The sequence below is a fragment of the Paenibacillus sp. A3M_27_13 genome, assembly GCF_024213315.1.
In the GTDB taxonomy this organism is placed as follows: domain Bacteria; phylum Bacillota; class Bacilli; order Paenibacillales; family Paenibacillaceae; genus Paenibacillus; species Paenibacillus polymyxa_B.
The window spans coordinates 174336-200035 of sequence record NZ_JANAVE010000002.1 but is presented as its reverse complement, the minus strand read 5'-3'; the positions used below and the strand labels follow the sequence as shown (position 1 = coordinate 200035).

Below are 25700 nucleotides of genomic sequence, written 5' to 3'. Positions count from 1 at the left end.
ACATTCCATAATCGCTCCAGCTTTCTTTGTAATATGTAATCAAAGCTTGCTTGACCAATATATGTAAGACTATTTATCTAGTAATTACATAAAAAAACTAGGATAAACAGTATTCAACATCATGAATAAATATACACAATTTGTATATTTAATTTATGGATAATTAAATAGTTTAAGAGTAAATATATGTTAAATAGGAATGGATTTATTTAAAGGAAAATTAAGGAAGAATGCCAGGATATTGATTGCGAAATCGGAGAGTCAATTACCAGAAATACTTAATAAATTAATATTTATCAATATTATCGAAATTGTATTAACACCTTAACATTTCATCCATATCGGATGTAGTGAGCTAATTCACACTTTTTTAAAAATTCCATTGTAAACCTACGGAAACCTTTTAAAGGGAACTCGCCTTTTTAAATTGGAATAAAATTGTCGAAAATCCGTTTTATTTTTTGTTTAAAAATACATTTTTTCTGCTTGATTGTTTTTATTGGGTGGGCTAGGATCATTTTTATGTAGACTCTATGTTTTTCAATATCTGCATGTATAAGGAGGCTAATGGATGTTCTATGCACTAACACATTCTCAAAAAAGAGTTTGGTATAACGAGAAAATATATGGTACGACAGCCATGCACAATCTGACCGGACTTGTACGCATTCAAAAGGAACTAGAGTTTGACGCGCTGGAGAAAGCGATTCAACTCTTCATTTCCAAAACGGAAGGCCTCCGCATCCAGATCGAAGAGCAAAATGAAGAACCCGTACAGTACGTGAAGCCCTATGAAAAGGAGCAGATCGCATGTATTGATTTTAGTCATGAGCCTGATCCGTTACTTCATTTTGAACAATGGCTGAAGGCTGTGAGTGGACAGGTTATGCCTCTGTTGAATGCCAAACTGTATTCTTTTGTTATTTTTAAACTTGGGCCTGGTGATGTTGGTTATTTGGGTCAATTTCATCATATTATTGCAGACGGTTGGGCCTTACATATCGTGTCTGAACGAATTTCGCAGTATTATACACTACTGGTTAACCACAGCCCCCTGCCTGCTGATGAAGAATATTCCTACATACCTATCATTGATCAAGAACAAGCCTATTTAACATCTGAGCGTTTTATTAAAAATAAAATATTCTGGCATGAAAAATTTCAAACCTTACCCGACATGATACCTATCAACAAAAGCAAAGATATTTCGGCCGTTCGAACGTCCTTTGCCATCGACAGTGAAACTTCACGTATAATTCAGACCTTTATCCAAAGCTCCAAACTTTCTGTAAACGTATTATTCGTATCCGCCCTTCTGCTTTACATCTACCGGACGACTCAAGAAACCGATGTGGTGATCGGGACTCCAGTCCTAAACAGATCGGGCAAAAAACAAAAAAATACGTTTGGTATGTTCACCAGCACCATGCCGTTTCGCATCCAACTGGATGAAGCTTTAGATGCCTGCTCTTTGATGAAGCATGTGGGGGCAGAGCTGATGAATTTTTATTTTCATCAAAAATATCCATATGATCTTCTAGCTAGTGACCTGGAGCTTGCTCAAAAAGGATATAACAGTCTGTTTGGTATGTGTGTTAATTATTACAATATGAAATTTAGTCCCCAATTTGATGGGTGCCCCTATGAAGTTCAGGAGGTTTTCAGTGGTTATCAACCTTATGCGCTGCAACTGGTTATTCGTGACTGGGAGGGGAGCGGAAGAATTACGCTGGACTTTGACTATAAAGTGAATTCTTACAGTGAGACGCAGATCGCAAAAATGTTTGAGTATATCATTCATATCGTTCGCGAGATGATCGAGCAGCCACAGACCCCGATTGCGGAAATTGAAATGCTATCTCCGCAGGAACAAAATGAGCTGATCTATGGGCTGAATCAAACACGTTCTTCCTATCCCTCGTCCCTAACCATTACTCAGTTATTTGAGCAGCAAGTCGTTGAAAAAGCTACTAATATTGCCTGTTACTTTGAAGAGCACACGTTAACCTATCGTGAGTTAAATGAACAAGCTAACCAACTGGCGAGGTTTTTAAAAAGCCGTGGTATTGGGCAAGAGAGTATCGTGGGGATCATGGCTGGGCATTCATTTGAGCTTATCATTTCGGTCTTAGCTGTGTTGAAATCAGGTGGGGCCTATCTGCCTATAGATCCTCACTATCCAGCTGACCGTGTTAGCTATATGCTGGAGGATTCCGGGGCTGCTTTGCTTCTTACCGATGCACCTTTGAATGATGATATTTCATTTTCCAGAGGAGTTTATCGTATAGACGATGCATCCCTGTACCATGGAGATTGCTCGAATTTGAAGCCACAAAGCGGACCGAACCAGCTCGCTTATGTAATTTACACCTCCGGTTCCACAGGCAAACCTAAAGGAGTGGCAGTTCCGCACAAGGGACTTGTGAATTACATATGGTGGGCGAATAAAACCTACTTGTCCGCAGCTCACGAGGTCTTTGCTTGTTATTCGTCAATAGCCTTTGATCTGACTGTCACTTCCATATTCACCCCATTAATCAGCGGACATGCCATTAACCTCTACAGAGATGATGATCCCGGCGAATTTGTATTGTTCCGCATTATGAAAGACCAACGTACAACCATTGTAAAGCTAACTCCCGCACACTTGTCCCTTCTACAAGAGTCGGACATTCGTACATCGAGCGTCCGCAAATGCATTGTAGGAGGAGAAGATCTCAAAGTCAGTCTTGCTCACAACATTCATGACAAGTTTGGCGGAAGTATTGCCCTGTTCAATGAGTACGGACCTACGGAAACCGTCGTAGGCTGCATGATCCATATGTATGATGCAGACCGGGATAGCAGAAGATCCGTTCCCATCGGTGTGCCTTCCGATAACGTGGCTGTATATTTGCTGGATACGCACTTAAAGCCTGTTCCTGTGCAGGTAAAAGGAGAAATCTACATTTCCGGTCATGGAGTGGCAAGAGGATATCTGAACAGACTGGAACTCACAAAAGAAAGGTTTCTCGATAATCCTTTTGTTCCTGGAGAACGAATGTATAAAACCGGTGACATGGGGATACGGCTGGAAAATGGCCTGATCGAATACCTTGGTCGAAATGATCACCAGGTTAAAATCAGAGGCTTTCGTATCGAGCTGGGTGAAATTGAAGGAGCTTTATCCTCCTATCCTGACATCCAGCATGCTGTCGTAAACGTTGTGGAAACAGGCGATGTGAATAGATATCCCCTTTTGTGTGCCTATTATGTATCTGATCGTGCTATCTCTCCCAAGCTTCTCAAAGATTATTTACATGCTTGTCTTCCCCATTATATGGTACCAAGCCACATACTCCAGCTGGAAATCATTCCGCTTACATCCAATGGCAAGGTGGACAAGCAAAAGCTTCCTGTACCAGACGTGTCCTCTGGATTAACTGACATATATGAGGAAGCCCATAATACGGTGGAAAGCATTCTCGTGCAGGTTTGGGAAGAGCTGTTCCATACGTCTACCATAGGTATCCACGATAATTTCTTTGCACTGGGCGGAGACTCTATTAAAGCGATCCAGATGACTTCCAAATTAAATAACTATGATTTGGAAGTGGGTGTACAGGATGTCTTAGCGCATCCCAGTATAGCAGAGCTTGCTCATTACACACGCCAAAAGAGCCGACTGTACGATTCTTCAGCTCCCGTCAGCGGAGAAATTCAGCCTACACCGATCTCCTTGTGGTTTATGGAGCAGTCATTTCATAATCCTCATCACTATAATCAATCGGTCTTGCTTCTGCTGAAAAATGAAATGGATTGTTCTGCTCTAGAAAAGGCATTTCACAAAGTAATTGAACATCACGATGCTTTAAGGATGAGCATACACCCGGATGGCAAGTTATTTTATAACCCGGAACTCACTGCAATCCCGTTCAAGCTGGATTGTTATGACATGACGCCTATTTCAGCAGAGGCTTGGCAGCATGAATTCAATAAGCTGGTGCATAGCTTGCAATCCGGTTTCGATCTGTCCCACCGTCTTCCTATTCGAGCAGCTATATTCGATCACGGACAAGGAACCTGGGAATTGTTCATCACTGCGCATCATCTGGTTGTAGATGGAGTTTCCTGGAGAATTATATTGGAGGATGTATTGGAGGCTTATCATGCCTTAGAAGAAGGCAAGGAGGTACATTTTTCAAGAAAAACAGCCTCTGTTCAAACCTTTGCCAAGGAGCTTCATCATTATTCCACTACTGCGGATCTACGGGAGGAGCTTGATTTTTGGAATGAAATGGAGGGCGGCAACGACCATTTTCCAGCATTCATCACAAGCCAGCCATCCACTGACGTAAACTATGCTTCATGTGCAGTCGTCGAAGGAGAACTTTCCCCTGCCCATACGCACAAACTGCTCACCAAGGCGAATCAGGTCTATCATACTGAGCCTGTGGATTTACTGCTAGCTGCCTTGTCTTTAAGTGTAAAGGAATGGATTGGATTAGAAGATTTCACTTATGAGGTTGAGCATCACGGAAGGAGCCTGGATCACGTAGACGTATCTAGAACGGTTGGCTGGTTTACGGCGTTACATCCCTTACGTATTCAAGTGCCAGGTACAGAAATAGGCAGTGTCATTGCATATGTCAAGGAACTGCGCAGACGCATTCCCCAACAGGGTATCGGTTATGGCATTTTAAAATACATGCTAGGAGCTATTGAAAAAAGTAAAGAGATTCGTCCCCTACGCTTCAATTATCTGGGACAGTTCGATCATGAAAGTCAGAGTTCAGACTATGTATATAAGCATACTCCAGGCCTTCAAGATGTGGACTTCGTCAATCATCTAACGGCTGGCATCGATATCAACAGCCTGATTGTTAACGACCAGTTGGTGGTCCATATGATGTACAGCACGGAAATGTTTGAAAAAGAAAGTATAACTGAATTTATGCATATGTATGTCCAAACTCTACACCGTGTGATTGATTTTACACTTAGTCAGCAGAATGTTCACTTCACTCCTTCGGACTTTGAATCTGCTCGGATTAGCCAAGAGGATATTGAATTGCTTTTCGAATAAGGGTGCAATAAGGGCAGGCGGTTGCCTTCAACCGCCTGTCTATTTAGACTTCGGGCGTAACTGCTTTACTCATTTCATATAAAAGTGGGATTGGCAGTGAATGAGTTCTTTCGAAGATCATTTGGTTGTTTTAAACACACCCAGACGGTTCAGTACGACCAGTAAGCGATAAAAATCGTAACTGCTTGGCAGTTTCGCATCCACAATCGGGCTTGCCGGATTAAATGCAACAGCGGCAGCCATCGCTTCCTTCGCCCAGGTCGGTACTGGCATAGCCTGATGCGCCTCCAGTTCAGCTACTCGCTGATCCACTTTTTTAATATAAGCGCTCTGTTCATTCAACGTCTGCTTGAGCACATCTTTGCTGTTTTCAAGGGCAGCGACCTGCTGCTGCAGGGCCTTAAATGCCGCTTTTTCCTCTGCTGTCATTGGCTCATCCCCCTCTTCTCCTGCAAATGCTTGGCGTAGCTCGGCCTCTGTTCCGGCGTATACATTTAGGTCAACCGGCCCTTGAATTCCATCAACCCGTCCACTATCGCTGTATTGCCAAAAGTCCCAGCGCTTCCATGCCGTGGTGTCGCCGGGCACCCGTGTACTATAACGCGCAATCCACAGCTTATAACTACCCAATGGCGCTTTGAAATGGGCAGCAAAAGCATTCCCTGTATATACCATCGGCTTACGGCCACTTACCCGTTCAAATTCCGTTACAAATGCCAACGCAACCTCATGAATCGCGGCCGAGCTAAGCCCCCCCGGATTATTTTCATAATCCATCACCGCTGGCAAGTCCAGCGCTTTCGCACCCCCCACCTGATCCAGCACCTCAGCAAAATGCCTGGCTTCCGCTTTTGCTGCGTTTACACTGGTGGCATCTACAAAATGGTAAGTTCCCAGTAAGAGCCCGGCTGCCTTGATCCCTTTTGCATTCGTGATAAATGTCGGATCAACGTAACGCTGTCCTTGACTCGCTTTAATAAAGGCAAACGATTTACCATCGGCTCGTACACGCTTCCAATCAATCGTTCCCTGATATCGGGATACGTCAATGCCTTCGGCAGCGTTAGGGCTGCGATTCTGCATAAGGCGTTCCCTCCTTATCATTCATAATGTTGTAGCTCACTTTGTCTCTGTTATCCATATGCTTGGACCATCCATACGGTCTGGGCTTTTCCACTTTTACACCGAAAAAAGGGCGAAAAGGTAGTCTGCCTATTTTGGTAGTGGCCACTAGTGGCACTTTATGAAGCTTTATTTTCTTTGTCGGAAGGGTCGGTTGGCTTTATTTTTTCTCCACTCGACTTGGACTCAAAAATAGCTACCGCATTCCGCAAAATATCCGGCATCGGCACTCCCATTCTGCCCACATTTTCAATAATGGACAACAGCTCGTTCGCTAAATAAAAGAAAACGACGGCATCCCGGAAGTAATGTGCATCCCCGAGAATACCGTCGATTAGATGAGCTACCGTAATGAGCAAAAACACGGTAACCTTGCGAAAAATACCGTAATACCCCTGGCGGCTTTTTAGCTCCCCATTAATCCAGGCCGCTGCCCATCCGGTGAAAAAGTCGATCACGACCATCCACCACAGCAACGTCAACATTGTGGTCCACCCCCCAAAAAAATAACCGATCAAGGTCCCCGTGGATAGCCCCAGCCAAATCTGATCGATCTTTTCATGCATATTTGTTCCCCCTTTTGAACCAAGGTGTAAAATGAATGCCCTTGAACTGATCCAAGGGCATTTAAACAATTATTTTTGTTTTGTTCTCTATACTGTTTTTTTACGGAAAATAGAGTTATACCATTTAACCGTTTCTTCCTGTTCATTCAGAGCATCAGTTGATGATGAATCACCTACGTTGCCCGTTACCAGATCAGAACGCTTGGATAAAATAATCTTCATTACTTGTTCACGTTGTTCTTCATCTAAAATGTAGCTTCCCATGATCGTTGCTATATCGCCCTCTCCCCGCTCATAGCGGGTGATGCAAGCATGAGCACAAATACGCAATTGAGCCTCTGTTAAAGCAGTCATAGTTATGACTTCACCTCTTTTATATAAAAATTTCTACTATATATAATAGCCTGTACACGTTATTTTCCTGTGCTACCAAGCATGAGCTGGGTCAGCGTCACTTCGAGATCTGCAATACGCTGCTTCAATTGGTCTGTCTCACTTGGCTGTTGCTCTGCCTTTTGTGTCAGTTCCTTAATCGCTTCGGCACTCAATCCTTCACTCCAGAATGTCGTTGGGTCTCTTCGTTCTGGAGCCGTGAATGTCTGAGCAAAATATACAGGTTCATCCCCGCGTTCATTTTCCGGTTTGTTTCGCCATTCATCATGCTGCTTCTGAAATGCAGCTTGAGTTTCCTTGCTGAGCTTCTCGTATGCGTTTTGTGCTTCAACTTGCTTTTCTGCGTATTCCGCTTCATAGGTCAGCCAGCCTTGGATATCAAAATGAGGTTGGTATAGACCGGGTGGTACGGGAATTCCTACTGTGTAACCAGCAAGGATGCTTTCTGAACTTGTTCCATCTATGGTACTAGAGCTACTGTCAATAAGCTGATAGGTATCTAACTGCTGGCTTGTATCAGATATCGTGAGTGAAGATGGGGTATAAAAAGGGACGACACCCGAAAAGGCATCGTCCACCAGTTCGTCCTCCAGATAGAGGCCATCTGTATTTACTTTAGGTACTACTTTCATATGCCTGCCCCCCTATTGTTCAGCCAAAAAGCTGACTTGATCTAGTCCGATGTTAACGCCAGAGATAGCATCTACCGTTACACGCCCATCTAAGTTGACGGATATAGTGGCAAATTTGAGTGTCGTCCCTGCTCCGCCTGTGTCGTAAACCACAAACATTCCTCTTTGCTTAGGACGATATCCCACCGGAAGAGTAAAAATAGTGGTGGCCTGAGCGGTTACCCCGCCCGTTACCCATCCTCTCATGTGGACGATGCCGAGGCTATCTTTGTAGTAACTTGCCGTGTATGGCGCCCCACCAACAACACTGACCCATCCATTGACCAACGTTGGTATAATCCATGCAGGATTGTCTTTGTCCGCCTTCTTGTTCTCGACTACAGACAGTCGTGTATTAGCTTGCTGTACGGTATCTACCAAGTCAGCCAACAATGTCTTTTCGTTTGCTGCGTAGGAGCCAGTGAACGGTGCGACAGGAATGGAGTCCTGAATGAAGTACGTGACACTGTATACTTCGGACGTAATGTAATTGTAATTTGAAGTATAAGCAATATCACCAGACGGATCAGTTGTGGAGACAATCCTAAAAGTGGTGTCTCGTTTCGACGATCTGAACACATGTAGTATTTTCTTGACTCTATTCTTTAGCAGCGACTCGGGCAACCCGCTGCTATTTATCTGGTAGTTGATACCTACAGATTCAAACTGAGGTTTCGCACTCTCACGCAGTACAATCCCCGTGCCTACTTCAACCTGATTATCACCCTCAACGAAGGAGAACTGCCCTTCGGAAACAATCGGCTCTACCGTAGGTGTAGCAAGTTGGTATACAAGTCGGTACGGCGTATAGCCTGCATATGATGTTTGCGGAAAGGATTGAGTGAAATTAGCTGCACCGACACGCTGAACCCAGTACTTTGTACCAGTACCGGACCATGTCGCTGTTGTTGCCGCTTGCGCTTGTGCTGGCGTTATGGTATTAGCGTCATACGCTTTATACCCGTAAAAGTAGGCTTTAATGTCTTCCTGCGTTGGATAGTACCCATCTGCCCATCCACTGTCTGCAACAGGAATAGATATATAAACGTCTCCAGCTGGGGTGATGGCGTTTGTGTCGGGTGTACTACCCGTAGTCCCCTGAGGCAACAACTTACCGTCAAACTTTGTACCGATGCCGCTTCCAGCTACTGCACCCGCCGCCAGCCCTACCACTTTTACCTGTTTAAGTCCAGCAGCAGAAGTGTCGCCATTCACCCATGCTCTACTTCCGTCCAATATCAGACCTTGAAAGCGTTTGGATTTGAAGTACTGACCGTCTCTCTCATAGACTGTATCGGCGTTAGCCCCTGTAACTGGATCGGCATACAGGTCTGTTTGCAATGCCAACATGGAGTCTTCGCGAGGTTTGAAGGGTTTAGCTGTGCTGCCGATGTTGAGCATTAAGTTGGAAAACGTAAACGTCCCGGTCGAAGTGTTCCCATTATCTATTGTCACTCGTAATCTACTTGCATTAGCTGAAGCTGTGAATGTTAAAGGCAGAGGCGTTGAAGTGTTGTTCCCTCCTCCCACCACGTTCCCATTGGCATCCTCGAAAGCCATGTACAAAATCCCAGTTACCTCTCCGCTAATTGTGTATGCTTTTCCTGACACGACAGGAACGTACACATTTGCCGCCTGGAAAGACGCTGTAGCGGCGAGTGATAAGGAATAAGGGCCTGCCGCTTTCATATTGGCGTGTAGCCCCCATTCATAGAAGCTCGGCAACAGGTTTTCCCCGTACCGTATCGCGTACGGATTACGCACAGGCGTTACGCTGTCTACATATGGATATTTGGCAGCTACCTGTTCAGCAACCATGCTATCCAGCGCAGCATATTCTGAGGCGCTAACTTCATAGAGACGAATCGCGTCTGCATAAAAAGCTTGACCCGTTGCTGTGGAAATCGCTGAAACTTCCAAGTTTATCGCAGTATCGTTTGCCGGTGCACATTTTGTATAGATCGTTACAAATTGACTCTTATCTATGGACTGCTTGAGCGCCTTATTACCACCCGTAGAAAAGTTTACATAAATATTATTTGAAGCATTGATGTTTTTAACATCAGCCAGGGCGATATAGTACCTTCCGCCAGTAAGCTTTAATCCGCTACTGTACACGTTATACACGCCGGTGGCATTCTTTGCAGTGACCTTGATTGATCCCATACCCTGCGCCTTATTAGATGTATCAACTGCAAGATCAGCTTCCCAACCTAAAAGGCTACCGATTTGATCGCCAGAGCCTGCGCGCCCAAGCAGGTTAACCAGCATTCGTCCGGTTATTCCGGACAAAGAAAATGGAGCCGCCTTAACAGCGTTAAGAATCTGAACCCCAGGTTCCAAAGTTACCGTCTTACGCTCTGTCGTATCCAGACGCTTCTTGATCTCATTTACACCATTATTCACGTCACCTGCGAAATCGTCTACAGCACGCCAGTTTTGATCCAAATACTTCTCCAGATCAAAATACGTTGTTTTGGGTGATGTGCGGTCAATTTGATTTAAACCAAGATTCGGTGTTTTTTCGCTTGCCATGTTATGCGCCACCTCCTAAATATCTATCCTGTGTTGTATGTTCGTTTTCATAGAGGGTCATAGACTCAACTTCAGCAATGGTCAGGTAGCGTAATTTGTACTCTACTGCCATGTGAGCGGGCTTGATCTCCTCAATGGCTGCTTTAAGATCCTCCACGTTGGGCGGAATCCCGATGGTATCGATAAATTTGACGGTGAATCCCCATTCGGCGGGATGAAAAGTGACATCTACCGTGCCTCCGTCATACGCTTCAGCTACATTTTTGACAAGCCTGCCAGAAAAAGTTCCTGCCCCTCGCAGCTTCGATTCCACCACCGCACGCCGTTGGTCCAATGGCTTCGTCGGATCGGTTTCGATACCCAGCTCCATTTCCCAGCGTTCCAACCCCCATGTGGCGGTACGTACGAAAAACTGTCCCACCGTTGCATCCATTGCAAGATACAAGGCATCCAATTCGCTTCCTTTAGCATCCATATCGGAACGCATCACACGTGAGGTTTCATAATAGGCAGGCAAATAGGAAAGCAGCTCGCGTCCCCGCTCGCTGCTCATTTGGCCCACTGTATCTCCCGCTATAGTTACCCGATTAACAAAATTGTCAATACGGTTTGCACGTTTTTCCTGCTCTGGATTGTTCAATAAATCTTCAAAACTGTTCGTTCCATTGTTACTCACTAACGCTCACCGTCCCCAGCACTGCCACCTGACCTGATCCAATCTCAATATTCTGATTGCTCTGTCCATTGATTTTCAGTTCAGAAAAATCAATAATGATCGGAATGTCCAGCAGCACAGCAGAAATCCGGGTATATCGTACCAACGGGTCTTCCTTGTAAAAAGCAAGCTGCTTCAAATACGTCCGCACACCGCTTTCGATCAGCTTTTTGATTTCATCCAGTGTGGACGGCTTCTCTTTGGTACGCTGTACCTTGACTGAGATGTTAATCTCCACTTCTGCCGCTGGCATAACCGTCACCACAGGGCCCGCTGGTGCCAGCCCTTCTCCTTGCCCATCCTGCGTCGGATCAATATACTTTTGCACCGCAGCCACGATATCCGGGCTGGCTGCTCGTTTGTCCGTATCCAGCACATATAACCCTACTGTTCCCGGCCCTTTCCAGAGCGGAACAACTTCTACGCCACCAACTCCAGCAATCTCATTCGCCCACTGGGTATACTGCGCCTTGTTGCCGCTTGTGCCTTGGTTCCGCACCTTGGCATAAAAACGCTCCAGCAACAGCTGGTCGCTCTCAACGTCTGTACCGCTTTTTGTTACCTCCGTATTGATCACAGAGGCAACCCCGCTAATCGGGGTTGCCATCACTTGGATGACACCTGCAGGCACATTACCGCTGCGCCCGGGATTGACCGCCTTAATAGTCGCTTCCCCGGCACCTTGTTCATCCAGCGTGACCGATGCCGTAGTCGCATACTCAATAGAAGCTTCCCCGGATACATCATCTGCCGGGGTCGCCACCAAGGTTCCTGCCGGGACGGTCGTTCCCGCTGTGCCCGTGAATGTGACCATACCTGAGGCAGCAACCGCTTCTCGCCGTGTTACCCCATGCTCTGCTGTACGCAAATCCAGCTCCGGCGAGCGAAAATCCGGGTTGTCGCTGGCTGCGGTGCTGGCAAAGCCACGTCGCAGTAGCTCCTGCGCCCAGATTGCCGCTTCGGATAGCATAAACGCTACCGGCGCCTGTGCATCCCAAATAAAAGAGCCCTCGGACTTATCCATGTCCGAAGGCACTTTTTCCAGCATCCGATTTAAAATTTCCTCTTCCGTCTGGTCTACCAAATATTCCGGCAAGTCTGCCATTAGATCACCACACTTTCCACAATTTCCGTTTCATCTCGCACGTTCGTAATCTGGCAGCTAAAATGGCATGCCTCACCTTCCCAGCGAAACGTGAATTGATCCACACTAGCCGTACGTGCATCTGCTAATAACGCCTCTGTGACCATACGTTTAATTTCACTTTCCTGCACACCGTGCCCATAGCTGCTGCCAATCAGCTCCTCCAGCTCACTCCCATAGTCAGGCGAATAGATCACATGCCGGTAGCGAGGAGTGCGAATCGCTTTTTCACACCACTGTACCCACGCTTCCTTCTCACCTGTAGTCACGATTTTACGACTAGGGCTCATAACAAACTCACCGGCTTCAAAATCAAACCGCCAGCTTCGCCCAAATACTGCGCGATTATCCTCCAGTACATCCGGGTCGGTCATATCCGTGTCTGTCCAGATCATATCATCCGTTTCGGGAAACAAATTAGCCACGTCCATTCACCACCTTGCATACGACTACCACATCATTGCCGCTATTCACCCGAACCGCCAGTACACGATCTCCGGGCTTGAGTCCTTCGTTCAAACTGAGATTCACATCCTCCAGCTCGTCTTCCCCGATATAAAAGGAAGTTTTCAGCTCTTTGCCTTCCCAATTTTCCGATTCCACTGCGGTTGAGGTACCTTTGTACATATGGCGTGGTACAGATAGCAGTCCCGGCAGCTCCGCGATCAGATAATCCTGAAGCTCATGTTTAAAATCGTCCAACTTGAGTCCCGTGGAGGTGATCGTGCCTAGTACCGCGCCCACTCCACTCAGCGCTTGCTTGGTATGCTTATGAAATGAAGATTGCAGCGCAGTAGCCAAATGCCCGTAGGGGTCCTTATTCAAGGTAAAACCTCCTTTTTACATCGTCATACGTTCCGAGCTCCAGCGACATACTGCCGGGGTTACCTAATTCCCTGCTCACCGAAATGACCAATAACTTTATGGAGCCTAACATTACCGCGTCTCCTGCTCGGATCGTATTCATATCCGGTGCATTTACTGATATCGTTTGTTGTATGCCTCTCAGCTTACTTTTGGCCAACTCACGTGCTGCTGCACCAGACTTGACCTCGTCATCCTGCACAATCACCTGAAGTGTCCCATATTTGGCAATGTCCTTCTCCTCAAGCGCCATCACCTTGGACGGTACCTCATTGCCTGATTCACTGGCAGCCGTAGCCAGTACCTTCACTCTTGTGGCCGCACCTTCCAGCGTACGGGACTGTGTCGTATCAGTCACTCTCTCCAAAACATACACATCTTTGTTCGTTCCCAGCTCGTACAGCTCCAACCCGGAAGAAATCATCCGTGGATGATACAGCTTCCCTCCCGCCTTTGCCGTTTCGCGCAGATCTCCCAGCATCATAGAATAGATGGATTGTGTGCGGTATACGGCGCGCCCCAGCGTTTTTTTCGTATCTGGCAATGAAGCGATTTTCAGCTTCCAGTCCCTAGCATACTTCTGAAAACGCTGAGTAGCCGTCTGCTTAGCAGGGAGTAAATATTCATCCTCGGACTTGTCTAAATACACTGTACGGTCATATAACGTCAACGTCATACGTTTGAGCCCGTTGTTAGAGGTTTCTACTTCCCAGATCACCGCTGGAGACAGCAAGGGGACATAATCCTTTTTGCCATAAGGAATTCCGCTAACCCGAATGGACATCCCCGGGGAAATGGCGGGCATATCCGGAGTAACGACCAGATTGACCGTGCCCTGATAGGCGATTTGCTCCAGCGAATCCCTCAAATTAATGTTCTCCACAAGCGGCGACAAATCATATTTATCCTGTAAAATGACTTTATAACTCATGACAGCACCAGCTTTTGCCCCGGTTTAATTGCATTCGGATTTTGTCCAATGACCTTTTTGTTAAGCTGATAAATACGACTCCATTGCGAACTGTCGCCCAACTCCAGCTTGGCAATTTTGGACAAGGAATCCCCGGACTTAACCGTATATGTTTTTTTCTTTTCTTTCATATCTGTGCGAGGCTTTTTGTTGACCGCAGCCGTCTTACTTCCTGTGCCACCAGCTTTTTTGGCAACTTTCATATCACTCCAGGTCCGCAGTGACAGATCAAAATTCACATCCCCATACTCGCCGCCGCGAAAGATCGAATTATGAGATGCCACAATTACTGGCACATTCACGGCTGTCTCCGTAATAATAAAACGTAGCGGGTTCTTGGATAACAAAAAGCCATTCAACGTGTTCATGGCTTCCTGCGGATCAGGGATATCTTCATATGTGCAATACGCTGGATTGTATTCTTTCGGAAAAAAAGAAGAGAAGGAGATTTCCTTCACCTTCTCCCCTTGTGGGAAGTCAAACTCCCCATAGGATAAAATCGTCGTTGTATCAAATCCTTTTTGCCGTGAGATCGTCACTTCCTCAGGGTTTACTGGAAACTGAAACTTTTTCCCCTTACCATCCGTCAAACTAAATTCCATCTCTTTCCTCCTTCCCCATTGCTACCATCTACTGCACTACATAGCTCCAGCGCTCGCTGGCTTGGTGTTCTGCGTTGCACGCAAAATTTCAGCTTTGAGACGGTAGCCAATTTGTGTAATAAGCCCATCCACATCCAGCTTGTTCTCATGTACAGTGACCTGTACAGCCCCCGCAGGAAGATTGAATTGGTTGGTGGTTTCCGTTTTAAAATCCTTCAAAAAGCCAGACAGGGTTCCCATCTGTTCAGGACTGATCTGTACTACTTGAGGTGTCGGATTACCATTACCTTTGCCTTTAGCTTTGGCTCCATTGTTCGCATGAGCTGCAGTATTCAGTAGTGGGTTTGGATTGACTCCCTGGTTAGCTATAGCCATCGGTCCATAAGGATTAGGGACGCCTTTTGCACCTGGTTGCGGAGGTCCATACATCACTTGAGAGCCGGGTGGTAACCCCGGAAATGGTGGCATAGGTGTTAACGGTTTGGTAGCCACAGCTACAGCTGGTTGAGGTGGTATAGCAGGTTTAGGTACTTCAGGCGGCTTAGCTGGGGCTTTCTTGGGTTCATCTTTTTTACCAAAAGAGAAGAAGTTAGAGATGCTATCACCAAAGGCTTCGCTCTTCTCAGAAAGCCATCCGGTTACTTTGGATGCCTTTTCCTTTATTTCAGAGCCATGGTCTGAAATCCAACCGCCCACTTTGCCCCCTAAAAAGTCACCTGCTAAACCGCCTACATATGAGCCAACAGCAGTGCCGACACCTGGAAGCAAAAATGTTCCAATTGCTCCGCCTACCGTACTCCCAACCGCCCCACCTACGGTGGAACCAATCGCTTGTGCGCGTTCCTTGCCCGGAGCTGCTGTAGCTATGCTTGCTGCATCTGCCAGAACCCCCAAAGGCCCACTAATGAACTTTTTGCTTACGCCCAGGCCCTTACTCACTTTTTCAACTAATCCGCTATCGCTCACCATATCTAGGACAGAAGAAGCATCTATATCTGTTCCACCCGTTAGCAAGTCGCCGGCAAAGCTAAGAATCCCACCCGACTTGGAAGAGCGGCGATTACCAGGATTTCTCGGATGATTTCTTGGACTTGGAACTCTTCGGGCAGGGTTAATCCGAGGATTGGATTCTGCTGAACCTCCAGCGTTTTGTCGTCCACTTCTGTTTCCTCGTATCGAGTTCCGATCTCTAATATTAATTCTTGCTATCTCTCCGGCTCTTGAATTAAAATCTCTTTGACCACTCGAAGACCGACGACTACCGCCTCTATTACCAGATCTTCTACCGCCTGAACGTTTGTTCCTTCTTCCCGGGCTATTTGCGCCGCCACCGCCAAACCCGCCAGTAGATTTATCTGAGGTAACTTGAATTAATTTCTGAATTAATTCTTTAATCTCCGAAAGGTCTTTATTGCCTGACGTACCTTCCGTGTTGCCTTCAGCAGCCTCTTCTTTCTTATCCGGAAAAAAGAATTTTTTAAGTACTCCTTTTGCTCCGCCTTCCTTCCACGTTTGTCTGGTTTCCATAAAAGCAGCGGGCATCTTTTTAAACGTTTGAAGACTTAAATCTTCACCTGTAACCCCTTTGTATACTTCCTGAACAACCTTGGCAGGCTCATTGTATTTTTGTAGCGCCTCAGCCCACGCTGGAAGTTTACTTTCCTCTTCTGCTTTAGGTTTTGTACTATTTAGTATGTTTAAACCAGTGTTGCCTCTAACTGCCTTCGTATTGTTCTCCAACGCTGTTATAAGACCACTAATGCCGTCGATGGACACACTACTGCTACTCTTCACCTTTAAATCCACACTTCCCGAGGCGTTAATAATCTGGGATTTGACCCGGTTAATCTTGTTCAACAGATTATCCAATCCTTTGGAGGCCATATCGTTCAGTACAATTTCCGGGGCCATGCGGGTACGTCCAATTTTCAACACACGTCCTTGAATCCGCTCAAAATAGCGTTCCATTGCGCGCAATTCTCTGTTCGCCTTAATGACGTTTTTAGGATCAATCACAAGGTTCATGCGGTAATTTAATGCTTCTGCCATCTATCATGTTCACCTCCTTGTTTATGCTTTTGAAGCTGCTATGCTATCCATTTCCTGTTCGGCAAACGCCAGCAGCAGCATGCGCTCACCGCGGGGAAGCCGCCAAAAGTCTCCGGGGCGGAGGTGGTGCCGGACCCACAAGTGGTACAGCATCGTCGTCATTCCCCCGGAGCTGATTAGTTTTTTAGGTCAGCAATCTCAACACCAAAACCGGACAGTTCCAGCACCTTATCTCCTACTGCATCCAGTTCACCTGCCAGTAGCATACGGCGGACAGACTGTTCGCCACCGGACAGCTTTAAGCGGCTTGTAATCCGGGGATCGCCCCAACCGTTAAGGGACAAGCCTTTTACTTCCAGCTTTCCAGTAGCTTCCGAAATCAACAAGGCGTTGAACGTTTCGGTATCTACCTTTTCATCCACTGCACCTTTCACAGTCCGTCGAATTGTGCAGCGTTCACGAATGCTGTCCACCTTACTGGAGGTCAGGCCGTGCAGCACAATTTTCATATCGAGGCGCTTGATACGTACCGTTTCCTCTGGCAGTTTTTCAGCAGCTTCAAACAGGCTATCCAAAATTTGTTCTTCTGTCATATTCTCATTTAAGCTCATAAGTCATTCTCCCTTATTGTTCATTTGTATTTAGGGAATGGAACGCCTGGCAGCATCCCATCCCCCGTTAACCAATTTAGTTTGCTACAATCGGATCAAGCAGCTCATAGCCTTCAAAGGTGAAGGTCGTTTCTTCCTGTACTTCTTCACCTGCTGTCCAGTTGGCCAGTTGGATTTTGTCAGCAGTGCAACGAATGAGACGAATACTTTCATGTCCGAAGGCTTCTGGATCATCCAATTTAGTAATAATCTCAAAACGGTTAAAACCGCGACGAATCATATCGGATGTGACCTTGTAGCCACTCATTGTTCCCGTTCCCTTTTTGATACCGCGCTTGTGCACCTTCCACTCATTGCCCACGAGATTCAGCTCGCGTTTTTCCATTTCCACGCTGGCTTCCAGCTTGTTGATATTCGTCTGCCACACCCCGTCCACATGCGCCTGACCATACGTACCTAAAATGACTCTTGAAGCATCCAACATTTCTTTTTCCTCCTCAAAATGATCCATAATATAGTTCGGGATTTCACAAAATCCTCGTTGTTAACAAGCTACACCATTTCTGCTGATTGCCTGCGAAATGCTTGTACACGTAAAATGCTTATTTATTGCACGTAAAATGTGCCGAACAGTTGCTCCATCACGTCGGTAAGCTTCACGTTCCATTGCAGGAACACTTGATCCGGCTCCGGTTTGATGACTGGCGCATCGCCGTAGTAAGCCGGGTCGAGAATGACATCGTAGCCATCTGCTTCGATGACGTTGCTCAGCGACAGCTGTGCCAGGTATTCTTTGATCGCACCGATAAGCGCCAGACGACCTTCCACCGTGTTGTTGATTTTGCCAATGTAAGTCTCTTCGGCTGCACGCTGCAAGTCAGCATTAATAGCATCCATGACACGGATGGAACGAATTTTCTTCCATGCATTGTTTTGTCCAGCAGCCGGGTTCACCAAGCTGTTGATGCCACGCAGCGCTTTGACCTGACGACCGTCAAAGAACAACAGGAAGACACCATTACGGACTGCCTGCTCCTGCTCGGAACGTGTCCAGCGACGGGTCACATCCTCAAAAGGCGTAACCGCATACGTCGCCGATTGATTCAGACGTTGGCCTGCAATCAGCCCGGCTACATAAGCAGCCGTTTGGGCGGAACTGTAGTCCGTACCTGCCAGACGTACGCCTGTACCGACGTTCACGATACCTTCATGGTTCAGCGCCAGGGAACGTGCAGAGGCCAAGCTGACGGCTGTTTTGGACACATCATCTGCCGCAGAACCGCCGAATACAGCGATTACGCCTTTACCTTCGTTGCGGACACGCTTGATCCAGGCAGCAAAGCTTTGCAGCAATGCCAGATCAGCTGCATAATCCAGAGCCAAGACATTAAATTCCTGTCCTTCAAGTGCCTCCTGCATCGCGATGTAATCGGCATTAACCAGCTTGCTATTGCCGCTGTTGCCGCCAGTGAGGTGTACGCCGCTGACATCCACCGGAATGCCGCCGTCGCCAACAACCTCGGCCTTCACCCATACGTTTTCGCTGTTCTCGTTCATGGCCTTGGCAATAGAGGCTGCTGTACCGTCACTGCCTTTGTACGTGCCGAGTAGCTTGGTTCCTTCATAGAGGCGCACCTCACGAGCTTGCTCATCACCCAAAGTTGGCTGTACAGTTACAGCGAAACCATTACCACGGCTACCTGTGTACAAAGCCTTCAGACGCAGCACATCCGCCGGGGTCGCACCGCCGCTTTTCAGCGTCACAGATGCTTCAGCAGCTGTATCATCTGTCAAACGGTAGGCTAGCAGCTTTTTCGGACTGCCCAGCAAAGCCAGATACAGCGTCGAATACGCGGTCGCACCGTCCAGACTGTCACCCGAAAAGATTTGGCTGATTGCCGTTTCACTGCCGATCTCTACAAACTCACGTACAGGGCCCCAATTCGCCTTAACGGGTACAACGACCGTACCACGTGACCCACCTTGAATTGCTGAAGCTGCTGCTGCCTGAAAATTCATATACAAACCCGGCAATACCGGTTTATTCGTGTTTTCCCATGTTCCGCCTGCCATAATTAGTCCACCTTCGCTTTCATAAATTGTTCGATTTTAGTGTGTGCTTCTGCTACCGTAAACAGCTTGTCCTGTGTGCCAAAAAATGCGCCTGCCAGCACTTCTTCTTTCACGGAAAACAATGGTTCTGCGTGCTCCTTTAGCTCCTCCAGTGTATAGCGAGGGCCACTTGCTTCCTGCCCGGAATGTACCGGGGCCTTCTCATGGTTTTCCAAGGTCACTCGGACCACCTCATTTCAAAATAGGATGAATTTCCACTCTGCGAATCAACGCCGCTTCCTCAGCTGGGCGCATACGCCGCTGTACCAGCATCAGCCGAAGCTGACCATCTAAAATGGCATCCGCCTGCAAATCGGCTGAAGCTTCAGCTGTAGACATATAACGGCCTTTGTCCTGATCCAGAGGAAGCTGGATTTGAGCGGCAAAGCCCTCGATCAGTGCGGAAGCTGCGCGGTTTTCTTCAGTGGTGTCCGGGGCGGTAATATGCCCGATGAACCGTTTGCGCAGCTCATACATGGAGGCTCCCGCCATCCTAGTTTCGCAGCCGCTCATCCGCCACAGTACCGCGTGCCGTCCCGGCTGTGCGGGCCAAGCGTCGGCGTATACCGACCACGTTTCGCCCAGTTGCTTCTGCGTCCAGCGGACCAGCGCGGCCAGCCACTCTTCCGGCTGTGTAGCACCGTTTGCTGGAACGGCCGAACCACCTTCCGTCTCAGGCACATACACGCCAAAACGCAGCGTTCTATAGGCCTTGCCCGTAACAGTGTCCAGCTTTTCTGCATCCCGCACACCCAAATAGTGCGCGGTAAAAGCCGATGTGTCCTCACCTGCACCTGTCACTGGTTCCCGGTGCAGCCCGGCAATCAGGGCATTCGCCCATACATCAGCCTGCGCCAGCCCGGCTTGTCCTGCGTACAGCTTGATGCGAACAACCTGCCGATAGCCGGCCCAGGAAGACTTCCAGATTTCCTCGCCCAGCGCCATAACAGCATACGGCTCCTCTGCCGTCTGCGACGGTGGCTGAACATCGTATACACGCCCTTGTAGCGCTGGAATAATTTCAATGAGCTTTTGCTTAAAGGCTTGTCTCATCCTGCGGCATGCCACCTTTGCGTCCCCTGCGTTCGCATGTTGTGGCTATTCAGCCAGGCTTTTTTCCACTTTCGTGTTCTCATCCAGCGCAGCCTCGTACTCATGCATTGCAGCATCCCTTGCTTAGGCAACACGACTCCTCCTTTCTGTACAACGAATTCCCGGGAACCGACAGAGACGATCACCGCATGAAAAAACCGGCCCTAATGGCCGGCTAACGTTTGACTGTGTGTGTCTTCGGTATGTCCTCTTGTCTTGATTCCCGATGATATAATCTTACACCCTAATAACGAATGCGTTGCCGGGGAAATGGACGATAAAAGCAGAGACTAGGGATGATGTTGGGAGGTTTTTAGAGAACATGTGTTCCTATTATAAAAAAAGGCCTTGATCCCTGTTATTACAGGAAATCAAGGCCTTTTAGGAAACCATTTTAAAATAGAAATGAGAACAAGTGGATAATTATTACATTAACCCAGTTTTCGATCCGCGCCCTTCTGCAAGCCTGCCAAATTTAAAACGCCTTGGTCCGCCAGTGCAAGCGCCATTTTGTAAAAAGCACGCGTACGAAGCTTCGTGTACGTATCCTTGCTGACCGGAGGGTCCAGTACGTAATTGTAAACCTTGTAATCAAACACATCGTCATCCTTTAAATAACGTTCACGGATGAGCAGCTGTTCGCGTTCATTCAAGCGACTCACTACGGCATCCACCATTTCGCAGTAGGCCAAGCGGGCGGCAGGAGCATCTACATTATATACGGCTGTCCGGGCCGTTGGATCGCTTGTCACATTCGTTGGGCCGTTCGGGCGATCCGTATAGCCAGCCGTAATAAAGCTCTCCCGATCCATAAAAGTAATCGTTTTATAAATTCGGTATTTCTCAAACACACCCTCCAATGCATTCTGCGTTTTGCGACGGTCCAATTCGGGTAAGTTATTTCTCATGTAAAGCAACACTCCTTATCTTATGCCTTTTGACAATGATGTATTTTTAAATGAGGATTTTGCACTTCGGAGCAACTGGTATCGAATTTTGCAAATCCTGAAATAGAAAAACGTTCGTGTTTACATTGTGTTCCCCTTTTGTTCGTATCTTGAGTATAACATAACATTATTTAGGATAGGTATCCATCGTCAAAAAAAGCAGTATAGCTCTAAAAACAGGATATTCGCTTTATTTTCCTATGCCTTTTGGCATATTACGTGCTTTTACTATTTACCTAATGGTATAATAAAACTAGTATCTATGATTCTCTTGCAGAAAGGAGCCCCCATTGTGGAACAGCCAGCATTCGGAACTTACTTAAAACAGCAGCGTGAGCACAAGCAATGGAGCATCAACCAGTTGGCAGATGCTGCAGGTATAAGCAATTCACAAATTTCCCGCATTGAAAATGGACTGCGCGGAATCCCCAAACCCTCCACTCTCCGCAAAATAGCGGACGCGCTTAGCGTATCCTATACCGAAATGATGAAGGCCGCCGGATATTGGGGAGATGATGATTCAATGGAGCAAAATCCACATGAACTTTATCGTTCTACTGTGCCGGAATGGGCAACCTCCAAAGACCGCCGGGATTTTAAAAAAATGCTGGAGGAAGACGACGAATTAATGTTCGATGGCATTCCGCTGGATGAAAAAGACCGTCAACGGATCAAGGACGTGCTGACAGGTCTGTTCTGGGAAGCCAAGCAGATGAACAAACATAAAAAGCCCAAAGAGCCCCAAGCGGGCAAAGATCAGGGATAGTAGGTGAGCGTATGAACGAACTCATTCACAAACTTGTCCGAAAATACCGTACCAACTGCCCCTTCGATATTGCGAAAGCTTTGGGTATTCATATCCGATACTGCGATCTAGGCCCCACAACCAAAGGGCTGTATTACCACAAGCTGCGTAGAAGATTTATCGTTATCCACAATGGCCTCCCACCCGAATGGGAACGGTTCGTCTGTGCGCATGAATTGGGACATGACCGACTGCATAAAGGCATTAGCCGCTTTTTTATGGAGGAGCACTCCTACTTTTCTCCAGGAAAATTTGAACAGCAGGCCAATCGGTTTGCCGTGCTTTTGCTCAGTGAAGGAAAACCGCCACTAGCTGACGAAACGTTGGATCACTATTTACCCCGGATCGGGCTGCCCAAAGAGACTGCCCTTTTTTTTGACTACAAAACAGAACATTAGTTCCTATTCTATAAGTTGCTGTTTATTACTTCCTCTACAATATAGGTAACTAGACGATGGATTTAACAACCGATATCTCAAAAAATTTTAGTGCTTTGATATAAAATAGAAGTTATTTTTACAATCATCTGATAAAATGTGGTCGTAAGCGGTTTCTCTAATTCATTCATTTTATGGGAGGTTGAAGGAACAACATGAACTCATGGAAAAAACTCTCGTCGATCCTGACGACTGCCGCGCTTCTACTTGGTTGTCTCGGTACAGCAGCAGCAGACCCAGCAACCAATGTGGGAACAGCGGGAACGGCAACGGCTCCAGTCAGCGGTAAACACATCACCATCCTACATACGAACGATACCCATGCCCACGTGGTCGCGAACGACAAGGAAATGGGATTCGCCAAGCTGGCGGGTATCATTGATCAGTATCGGGCTTCCAATCCCAATACACTGCTGCTAGATGACGGGGATACCGTTCATGGAACGACCTTCGCTACTTTGGTTAACGGCGAGAGCATTGTGAAAGTGATTAACAAGCTGCGTTATGATGCTATGGTTCCGGGTAACCACGAGTTTAATTATGGTTGGAAGCATCTTGTTGAGCTAAGTAAGGAGATTCAGTTCCCTGTGCTCAGCGCCAATATTAAACAAACAGACGGAACACGTTTGTTCAAACCCTATGTTATTAAAGAAGTGGACGGCGTTAAAATCGGTATTATCGGTTTGACTACGCCAGAAACAGCATATAAGACTAATCCCAAAAATGTTGAGGGTATTCAATTCACCGACCCTGCGGCTGAGGCCAAAGCGGCTGTTGATGAAATCCGCAGCAAAGTAGATGTCGTTGTTGTTCTTGGTCACCTGGGGCAGGATGCGTCTAGTAAGGACACCAGCCTTAAGGTAGTTAAGGAAGTGCCTGGCATTGATATTTTCATCGATGGACACAGCCATACCGTTCTGGAAAAAGGCTTGATTAGTGACAATGGTACATTGATCGCTAGCGCAGGTGAATACACCAAGTATCTGGGTGTTGTGGACTTATGGGTCGACGGCGGTAAGGTTACACAAAAGCAAGCCAAGCTGATTGATTCGACTCAAGCAGTCGACGTTCAGCCCGACGCTGAGATTGCTGCATTGATCGCCTCCATTCAAAAGGACCAGGAACCTATTCTTAAAGAGGTTGTAACGCAAACGAGTGTGGATCTGGAAGGAGCACGCGAAAAGGTACGTGCAAGTGAAACCAATCTCGGTGACCTGCTCACCGATGCTATGCGTGATGTTTCAGGAGCAGACGTGGCTTTAACGAATGGTGGCGGCATCCGGGCTTCCATCAAGACGGGGACAGTAACCAAGGGAGACATCATCACTGTGCTGCCCTTCGGCAACCAGATCGTTACCCTGAAAGTGAAGGGTTCTGACATTCAGGCCGCACTGGAAAATGGTACAGCCTCCTATCCAGAGCCAAGCGGAGGTTTCCCACAGGTATCAGGTATCTCGTTCAAAATAGACACATCAGCAGCCAAAGGGAGCCGTGTTCATTCTATCCTGATCGGCGGAAAGACACTTGATCCTGAGGCAACATACACACTGGCCACCAATGATTTTACTGCCGTAGGTGGTGACCAATATACGATGTTCGCTAAATATCCACAGGCAGGTATGTTCGGCTCGCTTGACGAAGCGTTAATTCGCTACATGCAAAAGGTGGGCTCCGCTAGCCTGCAAGTACAAGCGGACGGTCGCATTCAAGAAGCCAAGGCTGATGGTAAAACTTCTGTCCCTGCCACACAAGCTGCGCCATCTGCTTCAACGGCAACACCCGCACCTGTGCAGGAAAAGCCGCAATCCGTACCTACACCGGCTGCGAAACCAGCACCCGCAAAACCGGCACCGGCAAAGTCTCAAACAGCCAAGCCACAGCAGACATCCGCTTCTGCACAAGTTACAAATAGCCATGTATATGTTGTGAAATCCGGGGATACGCTGTATGACATTTCCCGCAAACATGGTACCACCTGGCAACAGCTTCAGCAGTTGAATAAGTTGAAGAATCCTCACCGCATTTATCCGGGACAAAAGTTAGACCTCCCGGCCTAATTCAATAGCTAGCAAAAACAGCGTCCGGAATCCTAGTGGTTTCGGATGCTGCTGTATGTCAGGCGTTTTTAGATATGCGATAGTCCAAGCTCATTTGGACATCGCATATTTTTTTTAAAAGCAAACCTTTTAACCGCTGACAAGTTGTGAACCGAGAGGTATGATGGAGAAGAGTCATTCGGGCAGAGAACATTCGTCCCGATACCCATCGGGATCAGTTATATGTGTGGAAGGAGTCCAGAAATGCAATACATTATTTACGATCTTGAATTTACTGTTAGCCGTAACGCCAGATATTCCTCCGAAATCATTGATATCGGTGCCGTCAAAGTTGTTCAGGGAGACGATGGCCTATACGTTGCGGATACGTTTCACAGTTTTGTAAGACCCTCGAATCGGCCTGTACTCTCTACAGATACCGTTCAGTTCACGGGTATTACTCAACGAGACATTGATGCCGCCCCACTATTCCCTGAAGCTGTGAAGCAATTCATAGCCTGGCTCGGTACGGATTCCCCTTATTATTTATGCGCATGGGGCCCGGATGACCGTCAGAAGCTGGTATCCCATTGTCGTACCCATCATGTAGATCTCGGATGGATTCATAATACAAATGATATACAGAAGCAGATTTCCCGTCTGTTTAGCTCCAATGGAAAGTACCGTCAGTTGAGCCTGTCTCAGGCGCTGGAATTGTGCAACATTGACTTTGACGGTCAACAACACCGGGCACTGGATGATGCCGTGAACACCGCACAGGTTTTCATGTACCATTTTGATCGTATTACATTAGTTCATAATGCTGCTGACGATGAGGAAAGCCGCGGCTCGAAGCTCGTCTACTCCTCACCAGAAGAAGAACAGGAGCAGTACAGTCCTTTTGGCAATCTCGCCAACCTGTTTAAAGACCGTTAAACGGATAGCTCCCCGGCCCGTTCCGGGG

At 47.2% G+C, this 25700-nt stretch carries 24 protein-coding genes; 5 read left to right on the top strand and 19 right to left on the bottom strand.

Going from position 1 to position 25700, the window contains the following annotated elements; all coding sequences use genetic code 11:
* Positions 1 to 571: 571 nt before the first annotated feature.
* Positions 572 to 5065 carry an amino acid adenylation domain-containing protein gene (locus NLX82_RS07540; protein WP_254347694.1) on the top strand — a complete coding sequence of 1498 codons (4494 nt, stop codon included), beginning with the start codon at positions 572 to 574 and terminating at the stop codon, positions 5063 to 5065.
* A gap of 117 nt (positions 5066 to 5182) precedes the next feature.
* Here NLX82_RS07540 and NLX82_RS07535 read toward each other — a convergent pair whose 3' ends face one another.
* From NLX82_RS07535 to NLX82_RS07450, 19 genes are all read right to left on the bottom strand, one after another.
* Entirely contained in the window at positions 5183 to 6148 is a 966-nt protein-coding gene (locus NLX82_RS07535) for a glycoside hydrolase family 25 protein (protein WP_023987388.1), read from the bottom strand.
* Between the two features lie 158 nt (positions 6149 to 6306).
* A complete protein-coding gene (locus NLX82_RS07530) occupies positions 6307 to 6753 on the bottom strand; it encodes a phage holin family protein (protein ID WP_023987387.1) in 447 nt (148 codons plus the stop codon).
* Positions 6754 to 6840: 87 nt separating this feature from the next.
* The gene (locus tag NLX82_RS07525) at positions 6841 to 7107 is read right to left on the bottom strand and encodes a hypothetical protein (protein ID WP_069081224.1); all 267 of its coding nucleotides are present in this window, start codon (positions 7105 to 7107) and stop codon (positions 6841 to 6843) included.
* Between the two features lie 59 nt (positions 7108 to 7166).
* Positions 7167 to 7778, bottom strand: a complete 612-nt coding sequence (locus NLX82_RS07520) for a hypothetical protein (protein ID WP_254347693.1) — start codon at positions 7776 to 7778, stop codon at positions 7167 to 7169.
* Between the two features lie 12 nt (positions 7779 to 7790).
* Positions 7791 to 10352, bottom strand: a complete 2562-nt coding sequence (locus tag NLX82_RS07515) for a hypothetical protein (protein ID WP_254347692.1) — start codon at positions 10350 to 10352, stop codon at positions 7791 to 7793.
* A gap of 1 nt (position 10353) precedes the next feature.
* The gene (locus NLX82_RS07510; RefSeq protein WP_034094989.1) at positions 10354 to 11028 is read right to left on the bottom strand and encodes a YmfQ family protein; all 675 of its coding nucleotides are present in this window, start codon (positions 11026 to 11028) and stop codon (positions 10354 to 10356) included.
* Complete coding sequence (locus NLX82_RS07505; protein WP_254347691.1) at positions 11021 to 12172, bottom strand: baseplate J/gp47 family protein; 1152 nt, start codon at positions 12170 to 12172, stop codon at positions 11021 to 11023. Before NLX82_RS07505 ends, NLX82_RS07510 begins: the two co-directional genes overlap by 8 nt.
* The gene (locus NLX82_RS07500; protein WP_081047455.1) at positions 12172 to 12642 is read right to left on the bottom strand and encodes a DUF2634 domain-containing protein; all 471 of its coding nucleotides are present in this window, start codon (positions 12640 to 12642) and stop codon (positions 12172 to 12174) included. The genes NLX82_RS07505 and NLX82_RS07500 overlap by 1 nt, the downstream gene beginning before the upstream one ends.
* Complete coding sequence (locus tag NLX82_RS07495; protein WP_071559063.1) at positions 12629 to 13036, bottom strand: hypothetical protein; 408 nt, start codon at positions 13034 to 13036, stop codon at positions 12629 to 12631. Before NLX82_RS07495 ends, NLX82_RS07500 begins: the two co-directional genes overlap by 14 nt.
* Positions 13029 to 14006, bottom strand: a complete 978-nt coding sequence (locus tag NLX82_RS07490) for an XkdQ/YqbQ family protein (protein WP_053324821.1) — start codon at positions 14004 to 14006, stop codon at positions 13029 to 13031. Before NLX82_RS07490 ends, NLX82_RS07495 begins: the two co-directional genes overlap by 8 nt.
* Positions 14003 to 14647, bottom strand: a complete 645-nt coding sequence (locus NLX82_RS07485) for a LysM peptidoglycan-binding domain-containing protein (protein ID WP_254347690.1) — start codon at positions 14645 to 14647, stop codon at positions 14003 to 14005. The genes NLX82_RS07490 and NLX82_RS07485 overlap by 4 nt, the downstream gene beginning before the upstream one ends.
* A gap of 36 nt (positions 14648 to 14683) precedes the next feature.
* Positions 14684 to 16696: a tape measure protein gene (locus NLX82_RS07480; protein ID WP_254347689.1), complete on the bottom strand. Its 2013-nt coding sequence runs from the start codon at positions 16694 to 16696 to the stop codon at positions 14684 to 14686.
* Between the two features lie 176 nt (positions 16697 to 16872).
* The gene (locus tag NLX82_RS07475; RefSeq protein ID WP_007429164.1) at positions 16873 to 17307 is read right to left on the bottom strand and encodes a phage tail assembly chaperone; all 435 of its coding nucleotides are present in this window, start codon (positions 17305 to 17307) and stop codon (positions 16873 to 16875) included.
* A 76-nt stretch (positions 17308 to 17383) separates the two neighbouring features.
* The gene (locus tag NLX82_RS07470) at positions 17384 to 17791 is read right to left on the bottom strand and encodes a phage tail tube protein (protein ID WP_013309122.1); all 408 of its coding nucleotides are present in this window, start codon (positions 17789 to 17791) and stop codon (positions 17384 to 17386) included.
* A gap of 122 nt (positions 17792 to 17913) precedes the next feature.
* Entirely contained in the window at positions 17914 to 19380 is a 1467-nt protein-coding gene (locus tag NLX82_RS07465) for a phage tail sheath family protein (protein ID WP_068938510.1), read from the bottom strand.
* A gap of 2 nt (positions 19381 to 19382) precedes the next feature.
* Positions 19383 to 19601: a YqzN/YkzM domain-containing protein gene (locus NLX82_RS07460; protein WP_068938509.1), complete on the bottom strand. Its 219-nt coding sequence runs from the start codon at positions 19599 to 19601 to the stop codon at positions 19383 to 19385.
* Between the two features lie 10 nt (positions 19602 to 19611).
* Complete coding sequence (locus NLX82_RS07455) at positions 19612 to 20472, bottom strand: hypothetical protein (RefSeq protein ID WP_028543150.1); 861 nt, start codon at positions 20470 to 20472, stop codon at positions 19612 to 19614.
* On the bottom strand, positions 20469 to 20603 hold the full coding sequence (locus tag NLX82_RS27545) for a hypothetical protein (protein WP_256026575.1): 135 nt from the start codon (positions 20601 to 20603) through the stop codon (positions 20469 to 20471). The genes NLX82_RS07455 and NLX82_RS27545 overlap by 4 nt, the downstream gene beginning before the upstream one ends.
* A gap of 339 nt (positions 20604 to 20942) precedes the next feature.
* Positions 20943 to 21419, bottom strand: a complete 477-nt coding sequence (locus tag NLX82_RS07450) for an ArpU family phage packaging/lysis transcriptional regulator (protein WP_013309118.1) — start codon at positions 21417 to 21419, stop codon at positions 20943 to 20945.
* Between the two features lie 331 nt (positions 21420 to 21750).
* Between NLX82_RS07450 and NLX82_RS07445 the strand changes: the two genes are divergently transcribed.
* The 4 genes from NLX82_RS07445 to NLX82_RS07430 all read left to right on the top strand — a co-directional run bounded on the left by NLX82_RS07445 (position 21751) and on the right by NLX82_RS07430 (position 25672).
* Entirely contained in the window at positions 21751 to 22224 is a 474-nt protein-coding gene (locus NLX82_RS07445; RefSeq protein ID WP_028543151.1) for a helix-turn-helix domain-containing protein, read from the top strand.
* Positions 22225 to 22235: 11 nt separating this feature from the next.
* Positions 22236 to 22661 carry an ImmA/IrrE family metallo-endopeptidase gene (locus NLX82_RS07440; protein WP_068938508.1) on the top strand — a complete coding sequence of 142 codons (426 nt, stop codon included), beginning with the start codon at positions 22236 to 22238 and terminating at the stop codon, positions 22659 to 22661.
* A 194-nt stretch (positions 22662 to 22855) separates the two neighbouring features.
* The gene (locus tag NLX82_RS07435) at positions 22856 to 24757 is read left to right on the top strand and encodes a 5'-nucleotidase C-terminal domain-containing protein (protein ID WP_053324815.1); all 1902 of its coding nucleotides are present in this window, start codon (positions 22856 to 22858) and stop codon (positions 24755 to 24757) included.
* A 243-nt stretch (positions 24758 to 25000) separates the two neighbouring features.
* The gene (locus NLX82_RS07430) at positions 25001 to 25672 is read left to right on the top strand and encodes a 3'-5' exonuclease (protein ID WP_023987369.1); all 672 of its coding nucleotides are present in this window, start codon (positions 25001 to 25003) and stop codon (positions 25670 to 25672) included.
* Positions 25673 to 25700: the final 28 nt, after the last annotated feature.